Below are 15,608 nucleotides of genomic sequence, written 5' to 3'. Positions count from 1 at the left end.
GCTGATGGTGACCCTCCCGAACCCGGCTCCGGGTCCCTGACGTGCAGCGGCTCGGAGTGCGTTGTCACCGCCACCAGCCCGGGTCATGGTGGAGGCCAAGGGTCGGTACCTACGAAGCCGACGACCAGCGTGCGATCGACGCAACTACCGGCAGGCGGAACTGGATTGGTGTCGGAGCTTTCGTTCGCAGAACGGTACTGGGCGAACGGCACGTGGCCGGTGTTCGTGGATTCGCCGAACGGGCCCGCGTTCCCTGTGCCGTTTCCCGCTGAGGCACCGGTAGGGCCGCAAGTCCAGGGCGCGGCGGTTGTTCAGCCGTCGCCGGCGCAGCTGGCGCAGGTGGCGGTGTCGCGGTTGCGGTTGCCGTCGCCGGTGGTGGGGACGTCGCCTTCGGGTGATCAGGTGGTGCGGGTGCCGACGTGGTTGTGGGTGGATCGGTCGGTGTGGGGTCCGGTGTCGGCGACGGCTGCGGTGCCGGGGGTTTCGGTGACGGCGACGGCGGTTCCGGTGTCGGTGGTGTGGTCGATGGGGACCGGGGAGTCGGTGAACTGCGCCGGGCCTGGAACGCCGTACGTTCCGGGTTCGGATGCGGCGGCTGCGTCGCCGGACTGCGGTTACACCTATACGCGTTCGTCGGCTGGGCAGCGGGGTGAGCGGTTCGCGGTGTCGGTGACGGTGTCGTGGCGGGTCACCTGGGTCGGCGGTGGCCAGTCCGGGACGGTCGAGGGGTTGTCGACGACGACGGCGGTGGATCTGCGGGTGCGTGAGGTCCAGGCCGTCATCGTGAACCCGAGTCCCTGACGAACTCTCGCTCCTGGCTGTCGGCCGTGGCTCGGCTTGGTGCAGCCTGTTCCGTTAGTCGGTCGCTTGTTAGGTATCTCCCAGAAGGGGCGAGCGGTGTCTGGTTCCGGGGTTCGTGCGGCGCGCAACGGCTCGGGGGCGCGGCTGGGTTCGGCGCCGCGGGGGCCCGGGTTGGTGGCGGGCCGTCGGCGCCGGGTGCGGCCTGCGCGTGTGTGGGCGGGGTTGGTGGTGGCTGTGGTGTGCGCGGCGGTGTTTGTTCTTGCTGCGCGGGGCGCCGACGACCGTGTGGTGGTGCTGGCGGTGGCGCGGCCGGTGCAGGCGGGCCAGGTGGTCGGCCGGGCGGATCTGTCCGAGGTGGATCTGGGTGGCGGCCGGGTGCCGGGCGTGGTGCCGGCGTCGCAGGTGGCGCAAGTCGTGGGGCGGGTGGCGGTGGTGCCGCTTGTGCCCGGCGCTCTGCTGGCGCCGGGACAGGTCGGTGAAGCAGCCGGGTTCCCGCCGATAGGGCGGTCGTTGGTGGCGGTACTCGTGAAAGACGGCTCCGCGCCTTCGGGGCTGGCCGCGGGCCAGCGCGTGGCGGTGCTATCGGGGCCGATGCAAGGCGTGGGTCGCACGGACCCGCCGCCGGTGGGCTCGGGGACGTCCGGGTTGGTCGTGGAGGTGCGGGCCGCCGAGCAGGGCTCTGGTGGCGCTGTGGTGGTGACGTTGCTCGTGGATGCGTCGCAAGGGCCTGGGGTCGCGGTGCTGGCCGATCCGCGGCTGATCGTCTTGGCACCGCAACCTGAGGGGGTGCCGCGGTGAGTCCGTTCGTGGTCGCGGTCGGGTCGGTGAAGGGCGCGCCGGGGGCGACGACGACCGCGTTGGCCCTTGGGGCAGGGTGGCCGCGTCGAGGGGAGGAGGCGTCGCTGCTGGTGGAGGCGGACGGCTCCGGCGGCTCGCTCCGGGCGTGGTGCGGCGAAGCGTCCGGCGACGCGGGTTCGGGGCTGGTGGGCTTGGCCGCTGCGGTCCGGCACGGAGCGGACAGCGACCCGGGGATCGAGCTGGCCGCGTACGCCGAGGAACTGGCCTGTGGTGTGCGGGCTGTGCGGGGACCGACGGCCGGCCCACAGGCGGCTGCGGCGGTGGAGGTGCTGGAGCGGACGCGGTTCGCCGTGCTGACGGAGGACAACAGTGCCGCAGTCGTGCTCGTGGACGCGGGTCGGCTCGACCGGGCTGGTTCGGCGGTGCTGGCGGTGGCGGATGTCGTGGTGTTGGTGGCTCGGGGCGGAGTGGATGCGATGGGGCATGTCGCGGGTCGGATCGAGCAGGTGCAGGCGAGCGCGGCGGTGGTGGACCTGGTGGTCGTCGGGCCGTCGCCGTATGAACCCGCGGAGGTGGAGGCGGCGTTCGGTATCGGGCGGGTGCACGCCTGGCCGTGGGATCCCTCCGGTGTGCAGGCGCTGGTGGAGGGGCGGCGCGGGTGGCGTCGCTCGGGATTGCAGAAGGCTGCGCGCGCTTTGGCCGAGGACCTGTGCTGGCGCCAGGACACCGGGCAACTCGGCGCCCCTCGGGGCCGGTTGGGCCAGATCCGGAGCGTTGGTGGGGGCGTGCCGGACGAGGTCCGGCCTGGCCCGGTCGCACCCCGCGGTGCGGGTGGTGTGCCGTGAGCCGGAACGGTGTCGACGCCGGAGGACTGACCGCGCGGCTTCGCGGTGAGGTCGGTGAGCGGCTGTCGGCGTACGCCGCCGAACTCGAGTCGGCTGGGCTGCCGCCGATGACCGGAGCCGACCGGCAGAACGCCGCCGCACGCCTGCTGGCCGAAGCATGGCAACACGAAAGCCAACGTCGGCTCTCCGCCGGCCACGGTGTGTGGGACGCGGCGACCGAGGCGCAGGTCTCGCGTGCGGTGGTGGACGGGTTGTTCGGTCTCGGCGGCCTCCAGGCGCTGCTGGACGATCCGGAGGTGGAGAACGTCCATGTGAACGGCTGCGACCGGGTCTTCGTGCGCTATGCCGACGGCCGGGAGGAGTGCGTCGGGGCGGTGGCCGGTTCGGATGCGGAACTGGCCGAGCTGGTGCGGACGGTGGCGGCGAAGGCGGGGGAGGAGGAGCGCCGGTTCGACCGTGCGGTGCCGCGGCTGAACGTGCAGCTGGAGGACGGCTCGCGCCTGTTCGCGGTGATGGCGGTGACCGGGCGGGTGTGCGTGTCGATCCGCCGCCACCGGTACCCCTCCGCCGCGCTGACGGATCTCGTGGGGCTCGGGGTGTGCGACGAGCCGCTCGCCGGGTTCCTGGGCGCGCTGGTGCGGGCCCGCAGGAACCTGGTCGTAGCCGGCGGAACGAACGTCGGGAAGACGACCGTGCTGCGGGCCCTGGCCTCGCAGATCCCGCCGCAGGAGCGGCTGGTGACGATCGAGGACACCTTCGAACTCGGTCTGGACCGCGACGAGGCCGCGCACCCGAACGTGGTGGCGATGCAGGCGCGCGAGGCGAATCTGGAGGGCGTCGGCGCGGTCGACCAGGCCGAGCTGGTGCGGTGGGGTCTGCGGATGGGCCCGGACCGGGTGATCGTCGGGGAGATCCGCGGGGCCGAGGTGGTGCCGATGTGCAACGCCATGTCGCAGGGCAACGACGGGTCGATGTCCACGCTGCACTCCTCGACATCGCGCGGCGTGTTCACCAAGTTGGCCGCGTATGCGGCGCAGTCACCGGAGCGGCTGTCGCTGGAGGCCACCAGTCTGCTGGTCGCCTCCGCGGTGCACTTCGTGATCCACCTGGCGTGGGCGCGCGACGGGCGGCGGGTGGTCTCCTCGATCCGGGAGGTCGTGGACGCCGACGGCCCGCAGGTGGTCTCCAACGAGGTCTACCGGCCCGGGCCCGACCGGCGGGCGGTTCCCGCGACGGCGCCGCGCGCCGAGACCATGGAGGACCTGATCGTGGCCGGCCTTGACCCGTACGCGTGGCACGCCGCGCGCTGGGGCGGCCCCTCATGACCGCAGCCCTCGGTGCACCGCCGGTCCCGGAGGTGGTGGCGGGCCCGTGGATGGCGGCGCTGCTGGGACTCGGATGCGGCGCCGGGCTCGTCCTGGTCGCGTCCGGCCTGCTGCCACGGCGTTCCGGCGACAGCGTCGAGGACCTCGATTGCGGCGAGGATCGCTTCGAGGCCTGGCTCGAGCAACTCCGTGCCCGCGCCAGCATGGTGTCGGCCCGTCGCCTGGTGGCGACCGCGGTGTGCGCGGCGGGGGTCGGGGTGTTGACGGGGTGGCCGGTCGCCGCGCTGCTGGCGGGCCTCGCAGGCTGGGCGCTGCCGGGCCTGCTGCGGCCGGATCGTGCATCGCGCGTGCGCACCGAGCGGATCGAGGCGGTGGCGGTGTGGGCGGAGATGCTCCGCGACACCCTGGCCGCCGCCGCGGGATTGCAGCAGGCGATCCGCGCGACCGCCCCCATCGCGCCACCGGCCCTGGAGACCGAAGTCCGTGCCCTCGCCACGGCCGTGGAGCACGGCGAGCGGCTCCCGGACGCCCTGCGCGCGTTCGCCGACGACGTCGACGACCCGCTCGCCGATCTCGTCGTGGCCGCGCTGCTGCTCGCTGCCGAGCGACAGGCCGGGCAACTCGCTGACTTGTTGGGGTCGTTGGCGCACGCCACGCGCGAGCAGGTGACGGTCCGGTTGAAAGCAGGTGCCGAGCGGGCTCGGGTGCGCACTTCGGTCCGGATGGTCGTCGTCGTCACCCTGGTGATGGCGTTCGGGCTCCTGCTGCTCGACCGCGCCTACCTCGCCCCATACGGCTCCGCCACCGGCCAACTCGTCCTCGCCATGGTGGGCGCGCTGTTCGCGCTTGCGTTCTGGTGGCTTGCGCGCCTGGCCTCCGACCGGCTCCCGGCACGCATCCTGCGCGGCACGCGCCACCCCCTCCCGGACACGGCACCGACCATCCGACCGGGGGCAGGAGCATGAGCCCGCTACTCGCCGCCGTCCTGGGGGCCGGCACCGGACTGGGGCTGCTCGCAGCCGTGTTCGGCCTGTTCCCGCCGCGCACCCCGCTGGTCGAGGCGCTCGCCGCACTGGCGCCCCGCACCGAGGCCGAACCACTGGCAGCCCAACAGAGCGAGCCGGGGTGGGCGGCGCGGGTCGGGCGCCGCCTGGCCCCAGCCGTCGCGGCATGCGGGCTGCCGACCGCCGCGGTGCGCCGCGACCTGCGCGTGGTCGGCCGCGACGTGAACCTCCACCGCGCCGAGCAGGCCGCCAGTGCGCTCTTCGGACTCATCCTGCCGCCTGCGCTGCTGACGACGGTGACCGTGCTCGCCGGCGGCACTCCAGGACTGGTCTGGCCGGTCGGCGCGGGGCTGGTGTCCGCAGCGGCGTTCGCGTTCGTCCCCGACCTGAACGTCCGCGCGGAGGCGAAGCGGCGGCGCGAGGAGATGCGGCACACCCTCTCCGCGTTCTGCGACCTGGCCGTGATCGCCCTGTCCGGCGGCGCCGGCGTCGACCAAGCCCTCGCCGACGCCACCTCCGTCCTCGAAGGCCAGGCAGCCCAGTCCCTGCGTCGTGCACTGGCCACCGCGGAACTGACGCGGGTCGCGCCGTGGGGGCCGCTGGGCCGGCTCGGCGAGGAGACCGACGTGTCCGAGCTGCGTGAGCTCGCCGCCACCGTCTCGCTCGCGGGCAGCGAAGGCGCCAAGGTCCGCACCTCACTCGTGGCCAAGGCATCCGCGCTGCGCACCCGCCAGCTCGCCGACGCCCACGGCGAGGCGGGCCAGGCCACCGAGCGGATGTCCCTGCCGCTCGTCGTGCTGTTCGCCGGGTTCCTCGTGTTCCTCGGCTACCCGGCTCTCGCCCACGTGCTCGACGCCCTGTGAACCTGTGTTCCTCTGCCTGGAAGGAGGCAGCCCGGATGGTCCCCGACCTCCAGCTCCTGACCGCCACGATGCGCCGACTCGGCGCCCGGCTGCGCGAGTTGGCGCGTGACGAGCGCGGCTACTCCACCGAGACGGTGTTGGTGACCGCGCTGCTGGTCGCGCTCGCCATCGCGGTGATCGCCATCATCGCGCTCAAAGTCACCAACAAGGCCAACTCGATCAACCTGGGCTGACGGTGATGTCCGGCCGCCGACCGCCACCGCGGGGCAGACTCCGCGCGGTGTGGGCGGACCAGCGCGGCGCGGTGTCCGTGCAGCTGGTCGTCCTGGTCCCCGTGGTGATGCTGATCCTGCTCACGATCGTGCAGTTCGCGCTCGTGCAGCACGCCCACCACATCGCTCAGTCCGCCGCGTCCCGCGCCCTGGCAGCCGCTCGTGCGCAGAACGGCACCGCCGCCGACGGGGACGCGCGCGCCCGCGCGGTTGTCGCCGCCGTCGGCGGCGACGTATTCACGCACCCGAAGGTCACCGTGACGCGCACGGCCGAAGCGGTGCGGGTCGAGGTGGTCGGCGATGTGATCGCCGTCGTCCCCGGCGCCAGCCTGCGCGTCCGCGCGGTAGCCGCAGGACCGGTCGACCGATGGACCAGGGGAGGCGGTGGCCCGTGAATCGGCGAACGCCGCCTCGGACCTGGTGGCGCGTCGGCTGGCAGGGGCGCGTCTGCCTCAGTCGTCTATCGGCCTGGCGGGATCCACAGGCGAGGCTGCTCGGCGAGCCACTTCGGCGCGAAGCCCTCGTCCCAAGGGAACAACCCGGCAGGGTCGGTCCACACCACCTGGAGTACCGGAACCGCGGTGCGGTGGAAGTGAAGAACCGACCCGAACAGCACCGGGTACCAGCCGGCGTCCACCTGCTTCAGCGCGAGCGGGAGGCCTCCGGCGAGCAGCCCTTCGACGCGAGTACCGTCCGCCGTCGGCGCGCCGTCGCGGATCCCGGACGCGACGTCGTTCAGCAGCGGATGCATCACCTCGACCGGAAGCCCGAGCAACGCCAACTCCGGTCTGCGCAGCGTGTGGTGAATGCCCACGGTGTGGGCGAACGCAGGCTGCTGTTCCCCGCCCTGCGCGGCGACGACGGTCCAGCCGTAGTCGCGCACCGCCGCGGCGAGCCGGTCCCCGAGTACCGAGAGCCACGGAGGCTCTGCAGCCCTGGCATCCGCGGGACGACACAGCACACATACACATTCCATATCAGGTATGGGCATAGCGGCCAGCGTACGGCGATGCCCCCTGCCGCCATCAAGTCTCCGACCGCCCCCCTGCGACGGCGCCTCGTACGGGGGCAGGCAGCCGGGTTGTGGCGGGACGAGCGCGGCTCAGCCGCAATGGAACTCGTCCTTTTGGCACCGGTGTTGGTTCTGCTGCTCCTGTTCGTGGTGACGGTGGGGCGGTTCGCCTCGGCGCGCGGGCTGGTCGACGACGCTGCGCACCAGGCAGCCCGCGCCGCGTCGCTGACCCGCAGCCCGAGCGCCGCCGATCAGGCCGCACGCGATGCCGCACGGCGGGCACTGGACGGCGCGGGGGTGTCGTGCTCGAGTCTGGCGGTGGCCGTGGACACCGCCGGGTTCGCGCCGGGTGCGCACGTGCGGGTGACGGTGTCGTGCACCGTCTCCCTGTCGGAGATGGGCGCGCTGGGCGTGCCAGGTCACCGCACCCTGACAGGCCAGGCGAGCAGCGTCCTCGACCAGCATCGGGGCGTTGCACTTCAGTTCGCGAATTCTGACGTGTTCGACGGAGCGAACTCACGTGTAGGCGGTGGTGAAGGCCGTGTCTGAGTGCTTCAGTTCGCGGAACCGGTGCGGGGGGTCAGTTGCCGTCGAGGTGTTCGAGTTGGGGGTGGCCGAGGCTGTCGGTGTAGCGGGTGGCGGCGCTGATGCTCAGGCCGAACAGGTCGCACAGGCGGCGGGCGTCGCCGCCGGTGGCTCGGGCTTCGTCGAGGATGCGGTCCTCGCGCAGGGCTTGCGGGCTGATGCGCGGGCCGATGATCAGGCGGACCCAGCGGGGTCCGACGGGGGTGGTGCGGGGGGCACTGCGGGTGTTGACGAAGAGGTAGGGGTTGGCGGTGCGCGGCCAGGTGCGTGTGCGGTGGTCGAGGTAGGCGGCGATGCGCGCGCGTGCGGGTTCGGCGAGGGGGATGTCGCGGTCTTCGATGTGGAGCCGGCCGTCGTAGACGTCGCTGAGGGCGATCATTCTCAGTTGAGTCGAGCGCAGTGCGTGGTAGGCCATCAGGGCGACCAGGGCCGCGCGGGCGGGGTCGGGAGAGTCCAATCCCTCGCGCACGAGGGCGAGTTCGACGGGGAGGGGCTGGCTGGAGGGGATGTAGCCGGTGTGGATCCGGCTGGTGGGGTCGGTGAACAGGACCTTCTTGCCGGCGAGCACGCGGAAGATGGATTTGAGGGCCTGGCCGCGGGTCGCCCTGGGGTTGCCGGATGGTGGCAGTGCCGCGTGGATGTCCGCGCGGGCGATCTCCCGCAGGGAGGTGTGGCCCTCGTGCGCCCACTGCTCCAGGGGCGGCAGGGCCCAGCGGGTGTGGAGGTAGATCGCGTTGTCGGTGCGGGGCCGACGGCGCGGTGGTGTGGTGCTGCCACAGTGCATGACTTCGAACCAGATGCGCAGTTCGTCGGCCATCGGGGCGGGCAGGTGGGCGATCTTCGCCTCGAACCAGCGGGCGACGTTGGACGGGCGGTCGTCGTCGAGCATGCCCGCGGAGGCGAGGACTTCCAGGGTGCGCCGGGCAGGCAGCCCGATGCCGGTCAGCGGCGTGACCTCGGTTGCCTTGATCAACGCTCCGGGCTCGTCCTGGAGACCGAGGAGGACCCGCAGCGCATGGCGGACTTCGTCGGCGGACCGAGGCGGCCAGCCGTGGGTTTCGGCGTGGTCGCGCAGGTGCGCTTCGAGGGCAGCGGCCAAGGCGGGCCGGGGTGGAGGCGGCAGGCCCCGGCGGCCGTGCGCACGCAGGTTCCGGGAGACCGTGAACAAGGCCAGCTGCTGATGAGTCGGGGCGGTGGGAATCGGTTCCGGGGGTGGCGTGGGGACCGGCGGTGGTGGGCTTGCGGTGGCGGGTCGCGGGCCGAACAGGTCGGCGATGAAGAGCTGTTGGCCGTGGAGGTTCGCGGCCGCGGTGTCGAGACGGCCGCGGCGCGAGCGGTTCGACCGTGCCTGACGTCGGCACAGGCGGCAGACGCCGTGTTGGCCGAGCGTGAGGGTGCGTCGACAACTCGGGCAAGGATCGATGACATGGTTCTCGCGGCGCCAGCTGCGGCAGCCGTGGCACAGCCACGACCAGTGCCGTGTCGCGCCCCAGGCCAGGCAGTCGAGGCAGGAGTCGACCTTGGGGACCGCGGAGGGGTGGCAGCGTTCGCACAGGCCGGATGCGTAGTAGTCCTTGCGCGAGCTGCAGCGCAGGCACGGCGGCGTCGCCACCGGTCCGCCGGGCCAGCAGCCGAAGCAGTAGTCCACGCGGGGCATGGCGATTGGGTGGGCGCCGCAGACCACGCACAGGCGTTTCCAGGGCTTGCTCACAGCGGCGGCGCCGAGCGGTTGCGCCCGAACCTCGGTGCGACGACCGTGTGGTCGGTGCCGGTCCGGTCTGCGGTGGCTTCGCTGCCGGGTTGTGCCGGGCGGCGGGCGGCGACCTTGTCCGGTTCCGGGATCAGCAGGTCGGTCGGGGTGCATTGCAGCACGTGGCAGATCACGTCGAGGTCGTCGAGGCGGACGGTGGTGGGGGTGCCGGTCCACAGCGCCGACATCTTGCCCTGGCTGATCTCCATGCCTGATGCCGCCAGCAGGCGGCGCATCTCGGCGGACTTCCAGATGCCGCGTTCGGCTGCGGCCATCCGCAGGTTCCAGCGCAACGGGTCACCTTCCTGCCCCGCCGAGGCGTTCGGCGACGCGTCGGTTCGCCGACTCCCAGGCGTGCTCGATGTGATCGTCCCGGACATGGATGTAGCGCGTGGTCGTGGACAGCCACTCGTGGCCGAGCAGGTCCTGGATGGCCTTCAGGTCCACGCCGCGCCCGTACAGCGAGGAGGCGCAGTAATGGCGCATGCCGTGCGGGGTCAGCCGCCCGTCCCAGTCCGGCAGCCACATGGTCACCGCCGAGGTGAAGCCCGAGCGCAGCGCGTCGGTGCCGATCCGGCCGCAGCGGCCGGAAGCGTCCCGGCGCTCACTGGGCAGCAGCGGCGCGTCCGGGTCGGACCAGTCGCCGCCGAACTGGTGGCGCACTTCGGCGAGCCACCATTCCATGAGCCGGTCGACCCCGTTGATGGCCGGCACCAAGCGGGTCTTCGGACCGCGGCCGCGGTTGCCCTTGCCGAACCGCACGTGAAGCTTGCCCGCACTCCCGAGGTCGGGGCGCCAGTCGCGCAGGTCCAGCATGGCGCTCTCGTTGATCCTCAGGCCGGCACGTCGCCACAGCGACGCGGCGAGGTAATCCCGAGCGGCAGGAAGGTACTTGCGCGTCTCCGGGAGCGCTTCGCGCCACTGGGAGAACAGCGTCTCGACCTCCTGATCGCTGGGCGGGACCGGGCCCGCGCCGTGCGTCGGCGGGCTCGGCCTGTTGAACTCGTCGATGGGCTGGAGCACGACGAAGTCGGTCGCTGCGTGAATCTCGCCCTGGTACCGCTCGATCAGGAAGGCGTAGAAGCGGGCGAGGGTCGCAGCCTTGCCGCGCACAGTATTCCGGGCCTGTCGGCGATGCTGCCGCAGGTGCACCAGGAACCGGTCCGCGTCCTCGGGCCCGGCCGTCCACACCGGACGTCCGAGGAATCGGACGAACTCGATCAGTGTGGCGCGTTCGGCGGCGACGGTGCCGTCAGCCGAGCCAGCACCCGCCGCTGCCAACGCGTACTGGTCGACGAGTTCCTGCTCGAAGTCCTCGAGCTCCTGAGCGGTCCGTGCGCGTCTGACCGGGCGCATCGACCGGACAACCCCGAGAGTCATCTCCACCTCGGTTCATTCGCGGCGGTGTTGCATCACCTATACCGGGCTTCCGTCAGGAATTCCGACGGAAGTTCGGAATCTGACTGCAAGCGAGCGAACCCCCGCCCACCAGGAACAACACCGGACCAGGAGCTGTTCGGGACTAACAAACTCACGACACTTCAGGCAGTGCGATGACTTCTCCGTCGACGCGTTGCAGAAGGCCCGCCCGGTGCAGGGCCCCAGATATGAACCGGGGCCGCCGCGCGGCCACGTGGGCGCAGCGCCTGCGCCAGGACGAGCGCGGGCAGATCACCGCGTTCGTCGCCGCATTGATGGCCGGTCTTCTGCTGGTGGCCGGGCTGGTGCTCGACGGCGGGACGGCGCTGGCGGCCAAGACCCGCGCGCTGGACGAGGCCCAGGAAGCCGCCCGCTCGGGAGCCCAAGCCCTCAGCCCCGCCTGGGTCCGCGACCACACCGGCCCCCTGCTGGACGCGACCCGCGCTCGAGCCGCCGCCGAGACCGCACTCGCTGCCGCAGGCGCCACCGGAACCGTGGCCGTCGCAGGGGACGAGGTGACCGTGACGGTCACCGTCACCACCCGCACGCAACTCCTGCATCTGGCCGGGGTCCACGAGATCACGGTGTCCGCGACGGCGACCGCCCGGGCCGAGCCCGGCGTGAACACTCCCGATCCCAGGGGAGCCCCATGACACGCCACACATCCGCGGCGACCACGCGTTCACCGGTACGCATCCGTCCCCGGCGCGGACGAGAAGCCGTTGCCCGACTCGCCCGCGCGTTAGTTGCGTTCGCGCGCATCGTCGGGGCTATCGGGGTGCTGAGCTCGGTGCTCGTCGGGGTGCCCTACCTGCTGCACCGCGTCGACCCGGATCCGTGGCCGGAGCACCGCCGGTCGCTGCGCGAGATTCGCGACGCGCTGCTCGCCCCGACGACCGATCAAGTCCTCCTGGACGTGCTCGTCGTGGTCGGCTGGGTCGCCTGGGCAGGGTTCGCACTCAGCGTGCTTGTCGAACTGCTGTGGCACCTGCGGCGCTTGCCCTTGTTGCTGCGGGACACCTCGGCGCGCCGCGCCCACCGACATGAGGTCTCGGTGTGGCGGGCGCCGGCGGCGTGGATGGCAGGGCTGCTCATCATCGCCCTCGTCGCCCTTGTGCGGGCTGGCCACGCCACCACCGCCGGTGGCCCTTCGCACTCAGCCGCAACGCGTCAGGTGGCGGTGGTCGCACCTCTGGATCCAAGTGCCGCTCCCGCGGCGACGGCACCACGGCTCGCTCTGGCTGCCTTCATCGCGGACGAAGCGCCGCACGTGCCCTCACGGCCCGACCCGGCCGCGTACACCACTTACACGGTGAAGCCGGGCGACACGTTGTGGGACATCGCCGCCGCGCACCTCGGCGACCCGATCCGCTGGCCGCAGATCTACACGCTGTCCCGCCACCTGCCCCAACCCGACGGCGGCCGACTCACCGACCCCGACCTGATCTACCCCGGCTGGATGCTTCGGCTGCCCGCGGATGCCGCGCCAGCGGCCATCGGGCCCGACGCTCCCAGTGAACCGGTGCTTCCGTCCGGCCCGCCGTCGACCACCGACCCGCAGGCCCCGCCTCCCGTCACCGCTACACCGGCCCCGTCCGCTCCCGGAACGCCGGACCGCACGCCCTCCTCGCAACCGCCGCCCAACACTGTGCCTTCACTCCCAGCCGCGGCCCCGCCGCGCGCCGATCCGGGCCCGTCGTCCGGCCGGGGTGCGGTCGACGTTCCGGCGGTCGGCCTGCTCGGGGCGACGCTGGCGGTCGGGATCGTCGCGGCGATGCTGTGGGCGCGCCGCCACCGCCGCCGTACCCGTCCTGCCAAAGCTCGGGCAAGGCCGGCGCTGCCTCCGGTGCTCACCGCCGCCGAGCGGAACCGACACCGCACCAGCACCACCGAACCCCCCGACGCGACGCGCCTGTTCGGGAACGTCGCGCTGCGGCGGCGGCCACGTCTGGCCGCCCCGCTGCCGCCCGGCCACGTCGCCTTCGCCGTCCGCGGGGACACCGAGATCTCGCTCGACGCCGTCGCGGCCGGGGCGGGTGTCGGCCTGACAGGCCCAGGCGCGACCGCTGCAGCTCGCGCTGTCGCCGCGGCCGTCCTCCACGACCACGAACGTGCCCGCCCCGACGCGGGCGCCGTGAGGCTGCTGATCGACGACGGCACCGCAGCCGAGCTACTGGGCCCGGACCGCGACCCGCGCACCCTCGCCACGTTGCCCCAGGTCGACCAAGTCCCCGACGTCGCATCGTGCATGGCCGCAGCCGAGCAGCACCTGCTGGCCACCGCCCGCCACACCCACGACGCCGACCCGCACGACGAGAGCCCGGTGGTGACGCGCCTGGTGGCGCTCGTCCGGGCCCGACCCGAGCACCATGCCCGGCTGGTCGGCATCGCCGCTGGCGGGGACGATGCCGGGTCGGCCGTCCTGCTCGTGGTGCTCGGAAACTGGCCCGTCGCATGCTCCACCGGCCCCGAGGGTCGCGTCCTCGACGTCACCCACCCCGACCCGGGCCTGCTCGACGGCGCCCGCGTCCTCCACCTCACCGAGGACGCGCTCGGCGACCTGGCCGACGAACTCACTGCGGCGCACGGAGGATTGCCGGCCGACGAGGACGCCGGGTGGGCGGACGAAGCCGACCTCTTCGACGACCCGTTCGACGACGAGCCGCCACCCGCAGACCCTTACCCACCCTTTCCCCGGCCCCCGGCCGGGCAGCAACGCAGACAGGAACGCACACCCGAGGAACCCCTTCCGAACGTCTCCTCGCCCCCGCCCGCAAGCCGATTCCCGCTGCTTCCCCGCAACCCCGCCGGTCACCCCGCCCGGCCAGACACGCAACCCGGGCCCATCGTGCCCCCCGGTCCCGACGAGGACGCCCCCGAGGCCGACGACCAGGCGGCGGAGGAACCCGACGGCCACGCCCCGCCGGTCGACATAGGTGAACCGGGATCAGCCGCGCCTCGAACCTCACCCCGGCGGTACGCCGGGAGCGCGCCGCCACGCTCGGACGCGAACGTGCCCGCACCCACCACGCCACCAGAACCCCCGCCGCCCGTCGGTTCCCCGCTTCCGTTCGCCGAGGTGCCCGCTGCCGATCTACCGCCCGAGACCGATTCGGTCGTGTCGGTCACGGTGCGCCTGCTTGGTCCGTTCCGCATCGACGTCGCCGACCACCCGGCACCCGTCGGCGCGCACCTGCACCCGAACACCCGGGAGTTTCTCGCCCTGCTCGCCACCCACCCCGCAGGTATCCGCACCGCACAGCTCGCCGACCACCTCGAACTCGAGCATCCCGACCCCACCGAGACCACCCGCCAACTCACCAACCTCCGGCGCGCCGTCCGCCGCCTGCTCCGCGACGCGACCGCCCGCACCACCGCGGCGTTCGTCATCAGCGAAGGCGACCGCCACCGCCTCGACCCCGAGGCGATCCGCACCGACCTCGACGACTTCACCGCGGCACTCGACCGCGCCGTGCACGCCGCCGACGACGGCGCCCGCGCCACCGCACTGGAGGAGGCCCTCGCTGGCTACACCGGCGACCTCCTTGACGGCGCCGACTACCCCTGGGCCGAACCGCTACGCGAGCACCACCGCCGACGCGCCGCGGACGCCGCCGCCCGACTTGCCGAACTCACAGATACCGCAGGGCACTCCGACCGTGCGATCGCCTGGCTGGACCGCGCCATCGAACTGGACCCGTACAACGAACCGCTCTACCAGCGGCTGATCCGCCTGCAGACCTCACTCGTCCGCGACGACGCCGCCCACCGCACGTACCGCCGACTGGCCGAACGTCTGGCCGAACTCGACGCCCGCCCCGACCCGGCCACCCGTGGAATGCTCCCACCGCGTCGGCCACCCGCGCGGCGGCGCACTGCATGAATGTCCGCCGTGTACGGCCGAACGTCCCCAGGTACGTTGACGGCCTTGGCGCTGGTGAGCTCGCGTATCCAACTGTCGCCGGTCCGTTCCCGGTGACCCGGGGTGCGTGTAGGCGAAGCATCATGGTGCCCATCCCAGTTCATCAACCGTGGCTCCGGTCGGCAGTCCGGCCCTGGCTGATGGGGCGGCGGTGAGTCTAATCGAGTGCGGAGTCTCCCGGTGGTGCCCTAGCATCCGGACGGCAGAACGAACGCCCGTCCCTGGAGCACCGCAATTGTTCAAGAGATCAACGGCCATACCGACCGGGGCGGGCGTGCTGATGGTGACGGCCGCCCTAGTGCTCGGCTCGTGCTCGCTGGGCGGAGGACGGGGAACTCCGAGCAAGCCCGTACGTGTCGAGTCCCGGGAGGCGGCACTGACCCGGGCGGAGCGGGTCCAGGACCACGTGCACGAGCTGACGGGCCTTGAGCGGAATCTGTGGATCAACGTCACCAGATACGACAGGTGCCCGGGGCGGGGGATGGGTATAGCCGATGAGGGTGAGGCGTACCAGCTCAGCGCGGGGATCCTGTTGAAGGCCACGGTCGATCAGCGCCGCGAGGTGCTCCGGGCGCTGCGGGACAAACTCGCGGGCGAGGGCTTCAAGATCACCTCGAACGAGTTCGGGGCGGCCACCGGGGACTTCACGGCCGCCCACGAGCCCGACCCCTATACCATTTCCCTGATGGGCGAGACGGACGCCGATCCGGACGTGGGCGTCGCCGTCACCGTCACCCTGCCCTGCCAAGCCCCGCCCACCAGTGCGGCTTCGCCCGCTCAGACAGCCACCGGCTGAGGCTGGGGCGGCAGGCGGCGTTTGAAACATCGGTACCGGCCCTTAGCGCTGAACATTTTGATCTTGGCCGCGCAGGAGCCTGTCCGGTCGATCTTACGGCTCTCGGCGGCCGGGGCTGGTTGTGTCGAAAATCGGCCGACGCATCGTCGACATGGATGTCAAGAACGGCATTGTCGCTACGACCGTGCCGTGAGGCGCTCCCATCGGGGGAGCGGT

The 15,608-nt window shown here is 72.4% G+C and carries 16 protein-coding genes; 12 read left to right on the top strand and 4 right to left on the bottom strand.

Going from position 1 to position 15,608, the window contains the following annotated elements:
• Window positions 1–129 precede the first annotated feature (129 nt).
• The 8 genes from QI554_RS13425 to QI554_RS13390 all read left to right on the top strand — a co-directional run bounded on the left by QI554_RS13425 (window position 130) and on the right by QI554_RS13390 (window position 6,303).
• Window positions 130–801: an ATP/GTP-binding protein gene (locus QI554_RS13425; RefSeq protein WP_281469650.1), complete on the top strand. Its 672-nt coding sequence runs from the start codon at window positions 130–132 to the stop codon at window positions 799–801.
• A gap of 225 nt (window positions 802–1,026) precedes the next feature.
• Window positions 1,027–1,599 carry an SAF domain-containing protein gene (locus QI554_RS13420; RefSeq protein ID WP_281469648.1) on the top strand — a complete coding sequence of 191 codons (573 nt, stop codon included), beginning with the start codon at window positions 1,027–1,029 and terminating at the stop codon, window positions 1,597–1,599.
• A gap of 110 nt (window positions 1,600–1,709) precedes the next feature.
• Window positions 1,710–2,444 carry a hypothetical protein gene (locus QI554_RS13415; protein ID WP_281469646.1) on the top strand — a complete coding sequence of 245 codons (735 nt, stop codon included), beginning with the start codon at window positions 1,710–1,712 and terminating at the stop codon, window positions 2,442–2,444.
• Window positions 2,441–3,769 (top strand): TadA family conjugal transfer-associated ATPase, encoded by a 1,329-nt coding sequence (locus QI554_RS13410; protein WP_281469644.1) that lies wholly within the window; start codon window positions 2,441–2,443, stop codon window positions 3,767–3,769. Before QI554_RS13415 ends, QI554_RS13410 begins: the two co-directional genes overlap by 4 nt.
• Window positions 3,766–4,734, top strand: coding sequence for a type II secretion system F family protein (locus tag QI554_RS13405; RefSeq protein WP_281469642.1), 969 nt, complete (start codon window positions 3,766–3,768; stop codon window positions 4,732–4,734). Before QI554_RS13410 ends, QI554_RS13405 begins: the two co-directional genes overlap by 4 nt.
• Entirely contained in the window at window positions 4,731–5,636 is a 906-nt protein-coding gene (locus QI554_RS13400) for a type II secretion protein F (protein WP_281469640.1), read from the top strand. Before QI554_RS13405 ends, QI554_RS13400 begins: the two co-directional genes overlap by 4 nt.
• 35 nt (window positions 5,637–5,671) lie before the next feature.
• Entirely contained in the window at window positions 5,672–5,869 is a 198-nt protein-coding gene (locus QI554_RS13395; protein WP_281469637.1) for a hypothetical protein, read from the top strand.
• A 47-nt stretch (window positions 5,870–5,916) separates the two neighbouring features.
• Window positions 5,917–6,303, top strand: a complete 387-nt coding sequence (locus tag QI554_RS13390; protein ID WP_281469635.1) for a TadE/TadG family type IV pilus assembly protein — start codon at window positions 5,917–5,919, stop codon at window positions 6,301–6,303.
• Window positions 6,304–6,368: 65 nt separating this feature from the next.
• Here QI554_RS13390 and QI554_RS13385 read toward each other — a convergent pair whose 3' ends face one another.
• Window positions 6,369–6,899, bottom strand: a complete 531-nt coding sequence (locus QI554_RS13385) for a DUF4262 domain-containing protein (RefSeq protein ID WP_281469633.1) — start codon at window positions 6,897–6,899, stop codon at window positions 6,369–6,371.
• 120 nt (window positions 6,900–7,019) lie between these two features.
• Between QI554_RS13385 and QI554_RS13380 the strand changes: the two genes are divergently transcribed.
• Entirely contained in the window at window positions 7,020–7,469 is a 450-nt protein-coding gene (locus tag QI554_RS13380) for a TadE/TadG family type IV pilus assembly protein (RefSeq protein ID WP_281469631.1), read from the top strand.
• Between the two features lie 31 nt (window positions 7,470–7,500).
• Here QI554_RS13380 and QI554_RS13375 read toward each other — a convergent pair whose 3' ends face one another.
• Genes QI554_RS13375 through QI554_RS13365 form a run of 3 tightly spaced genes read right to left on the bottom strand, consistent with a single transcriptional unit; the run spans window position 7,501 to window position 10,635 of the window.
• A complete protein-coding gene (locus QI554_RS13375) occupies window positions 7,501–9,162 on the bottom strand; it encodes a hypothetical protein (protein ID WP_281469629.1) in 1,662 nt (553 codons plus the stop codon).
• A 50-nt stretch (window positions 9,163–9,212) separates the two neighbouring features.
• Window positions 9,213–9,548, bottom strand: coding sequence for a helix-turn-helix domain-containing protein (locus tag QI554_RS13370; protein WP_281469627.1), 336 nt, complete (start codon window positions 9,546–9,548; stop codon window positions 9,213–9,215).
• 4 nt (window positions 9,549–9,552) lie between these two features.
• The gene (locus QI554_RS13365; protein WP_281469625.1) at window positions 9,553–10,635 is read right to left on the bottom strand and encodes a tyrosine-type recombinase/integrase; all 1,083 of its coding nucleotides are present in this window, start codon (window positions 10,633–10,635) and stop codon (window positions 9,553–9,555) included.
• A gap of 227 nt (window positions 10,636–10,862) precedes the next feature.
• Here QI554_RS13365 and QI554_RS13360 point away from each other — a divergent pair, with 227 nt between their 5' ends.
• The 3 genes from QI554_RS13360 (at window position 10,863) to QI554_RS13350 (ending at window position 15,392) form a co-directional block, all read left to right on the top strand.
• Window positions 10,863–11,327 (top strand): pilus assembly protein TadG-related protein, encoded by a 465-nt coding sequence (locus QI554_RS13360; protein ID WP_281469623.1) that lies wholly within the window; start codon window positions 10,863–10,865, stop codon window positions 11,325–11,327.
• On the top strand, window positions 11,324–14,557 hold the full coding sequence (locus QI554_RS13355; protein ID WP_281469621.1) for a BTAD domain-containing putative transcriptional regulator: 3,234 nt from the start codon (window positions 11,324–11,326) through the stop codon (window positions 14,555–14,557). Before QI554_RS13360 ends, QI554_RS13355 begins: the two co-directional genes overlap by 4 nt.
• Window positions 14,558–14,831: 274 nt before the next feature.
• Window positions 14,832–15,392, top strand: a complete 561-nt coding sequence (locus QI554_RS13350) for a hypothetical protein (RefSeq protein WP_281469618.1) — start codon at window positions 14,832–14,834, stop codon at window positions 15,390–15,392.
• Window positions 15,393–15,608 lie beyond the last annotated feature (216 nt).

The organism is Yinghuangia seranimata (assembly GCF_029953285.1).
GTDB lineage: Bacteria > Actinomycetota > Actinomycetes > Streptomycetales > Streptomycetaceae > Yinghuangia > Yinghuangia seranimata.
Note: the sequence above shows the minus strand (reverse complement) of the source record. Positions and strands in the feature narration are given on the sequence as shown.

Bases quoted from the DNA above. Each gene is read 5' to 3' on its own strand.
- QI554_RS13405 (WP_281469642.1), top strand. From the start codon at position 3,766: ATGACCGCAGCCCTCGGTGCACCGCCGGTCCCGGAGGTGGTGGCGGGC.
- QI554_RS13400 (WP_281469640.1), top strand. From the start codon at position 4,731: ATGAGCCCGCTACTCGCCGCCGTCCTGGGGGCCGGCACCGGACTGGGG.
- QI554_RS13395 (WP_281469637.1), top strand. From the start codon at position 5,672: ATGGTCCCCGACCTCCAGCTCCTGACCGCCACGATGCGCCGACTCGGC.
- QI554_RS13385 (WP_281469633.1), bottom strand. From the start codon at position 6,899: ATGCCCATACCTGATATGGAATGTGTATGTGTGCTGTGTCGTCCCGCG.
- QI554_RS13380 (WP_281469631.1), top strand. From the start codon at position 7,020: ATGGAACTCGTCCTTTTGGCACCGGTGTTGGTTCTGCTGCTCCTGTTC.
- QI554_RS13375 (WP_281469629.1), bottom strand. From the start codon at position 9,162: ATGCCCCGCGTGGACTACTGCTTCGGCTGCTGGCCCGGCGGACCGGTG.
- QI554_RS13365 (WP_281469625.1), bottom strand. From the start codon at position 10,635: ATGACTCTCGGGGTTGTCCGGTCGATGCGCCCGGTCAGACGCGCACGG.
- QI554_RS13360 (WP_281469623.1), top strand. From the start codon at position 10,863: ATGAACCGGGGCCGCCGCGCGGCCACGTGGGCGCAGCGCCTGCGCCAG.
- QI554_RS13355 (WP_281469621.1), top strand. From the start codon at position 11,324: ATGACACGCCACACATCCGCGGCGACCACGCGTTCACCGGTACGCATC.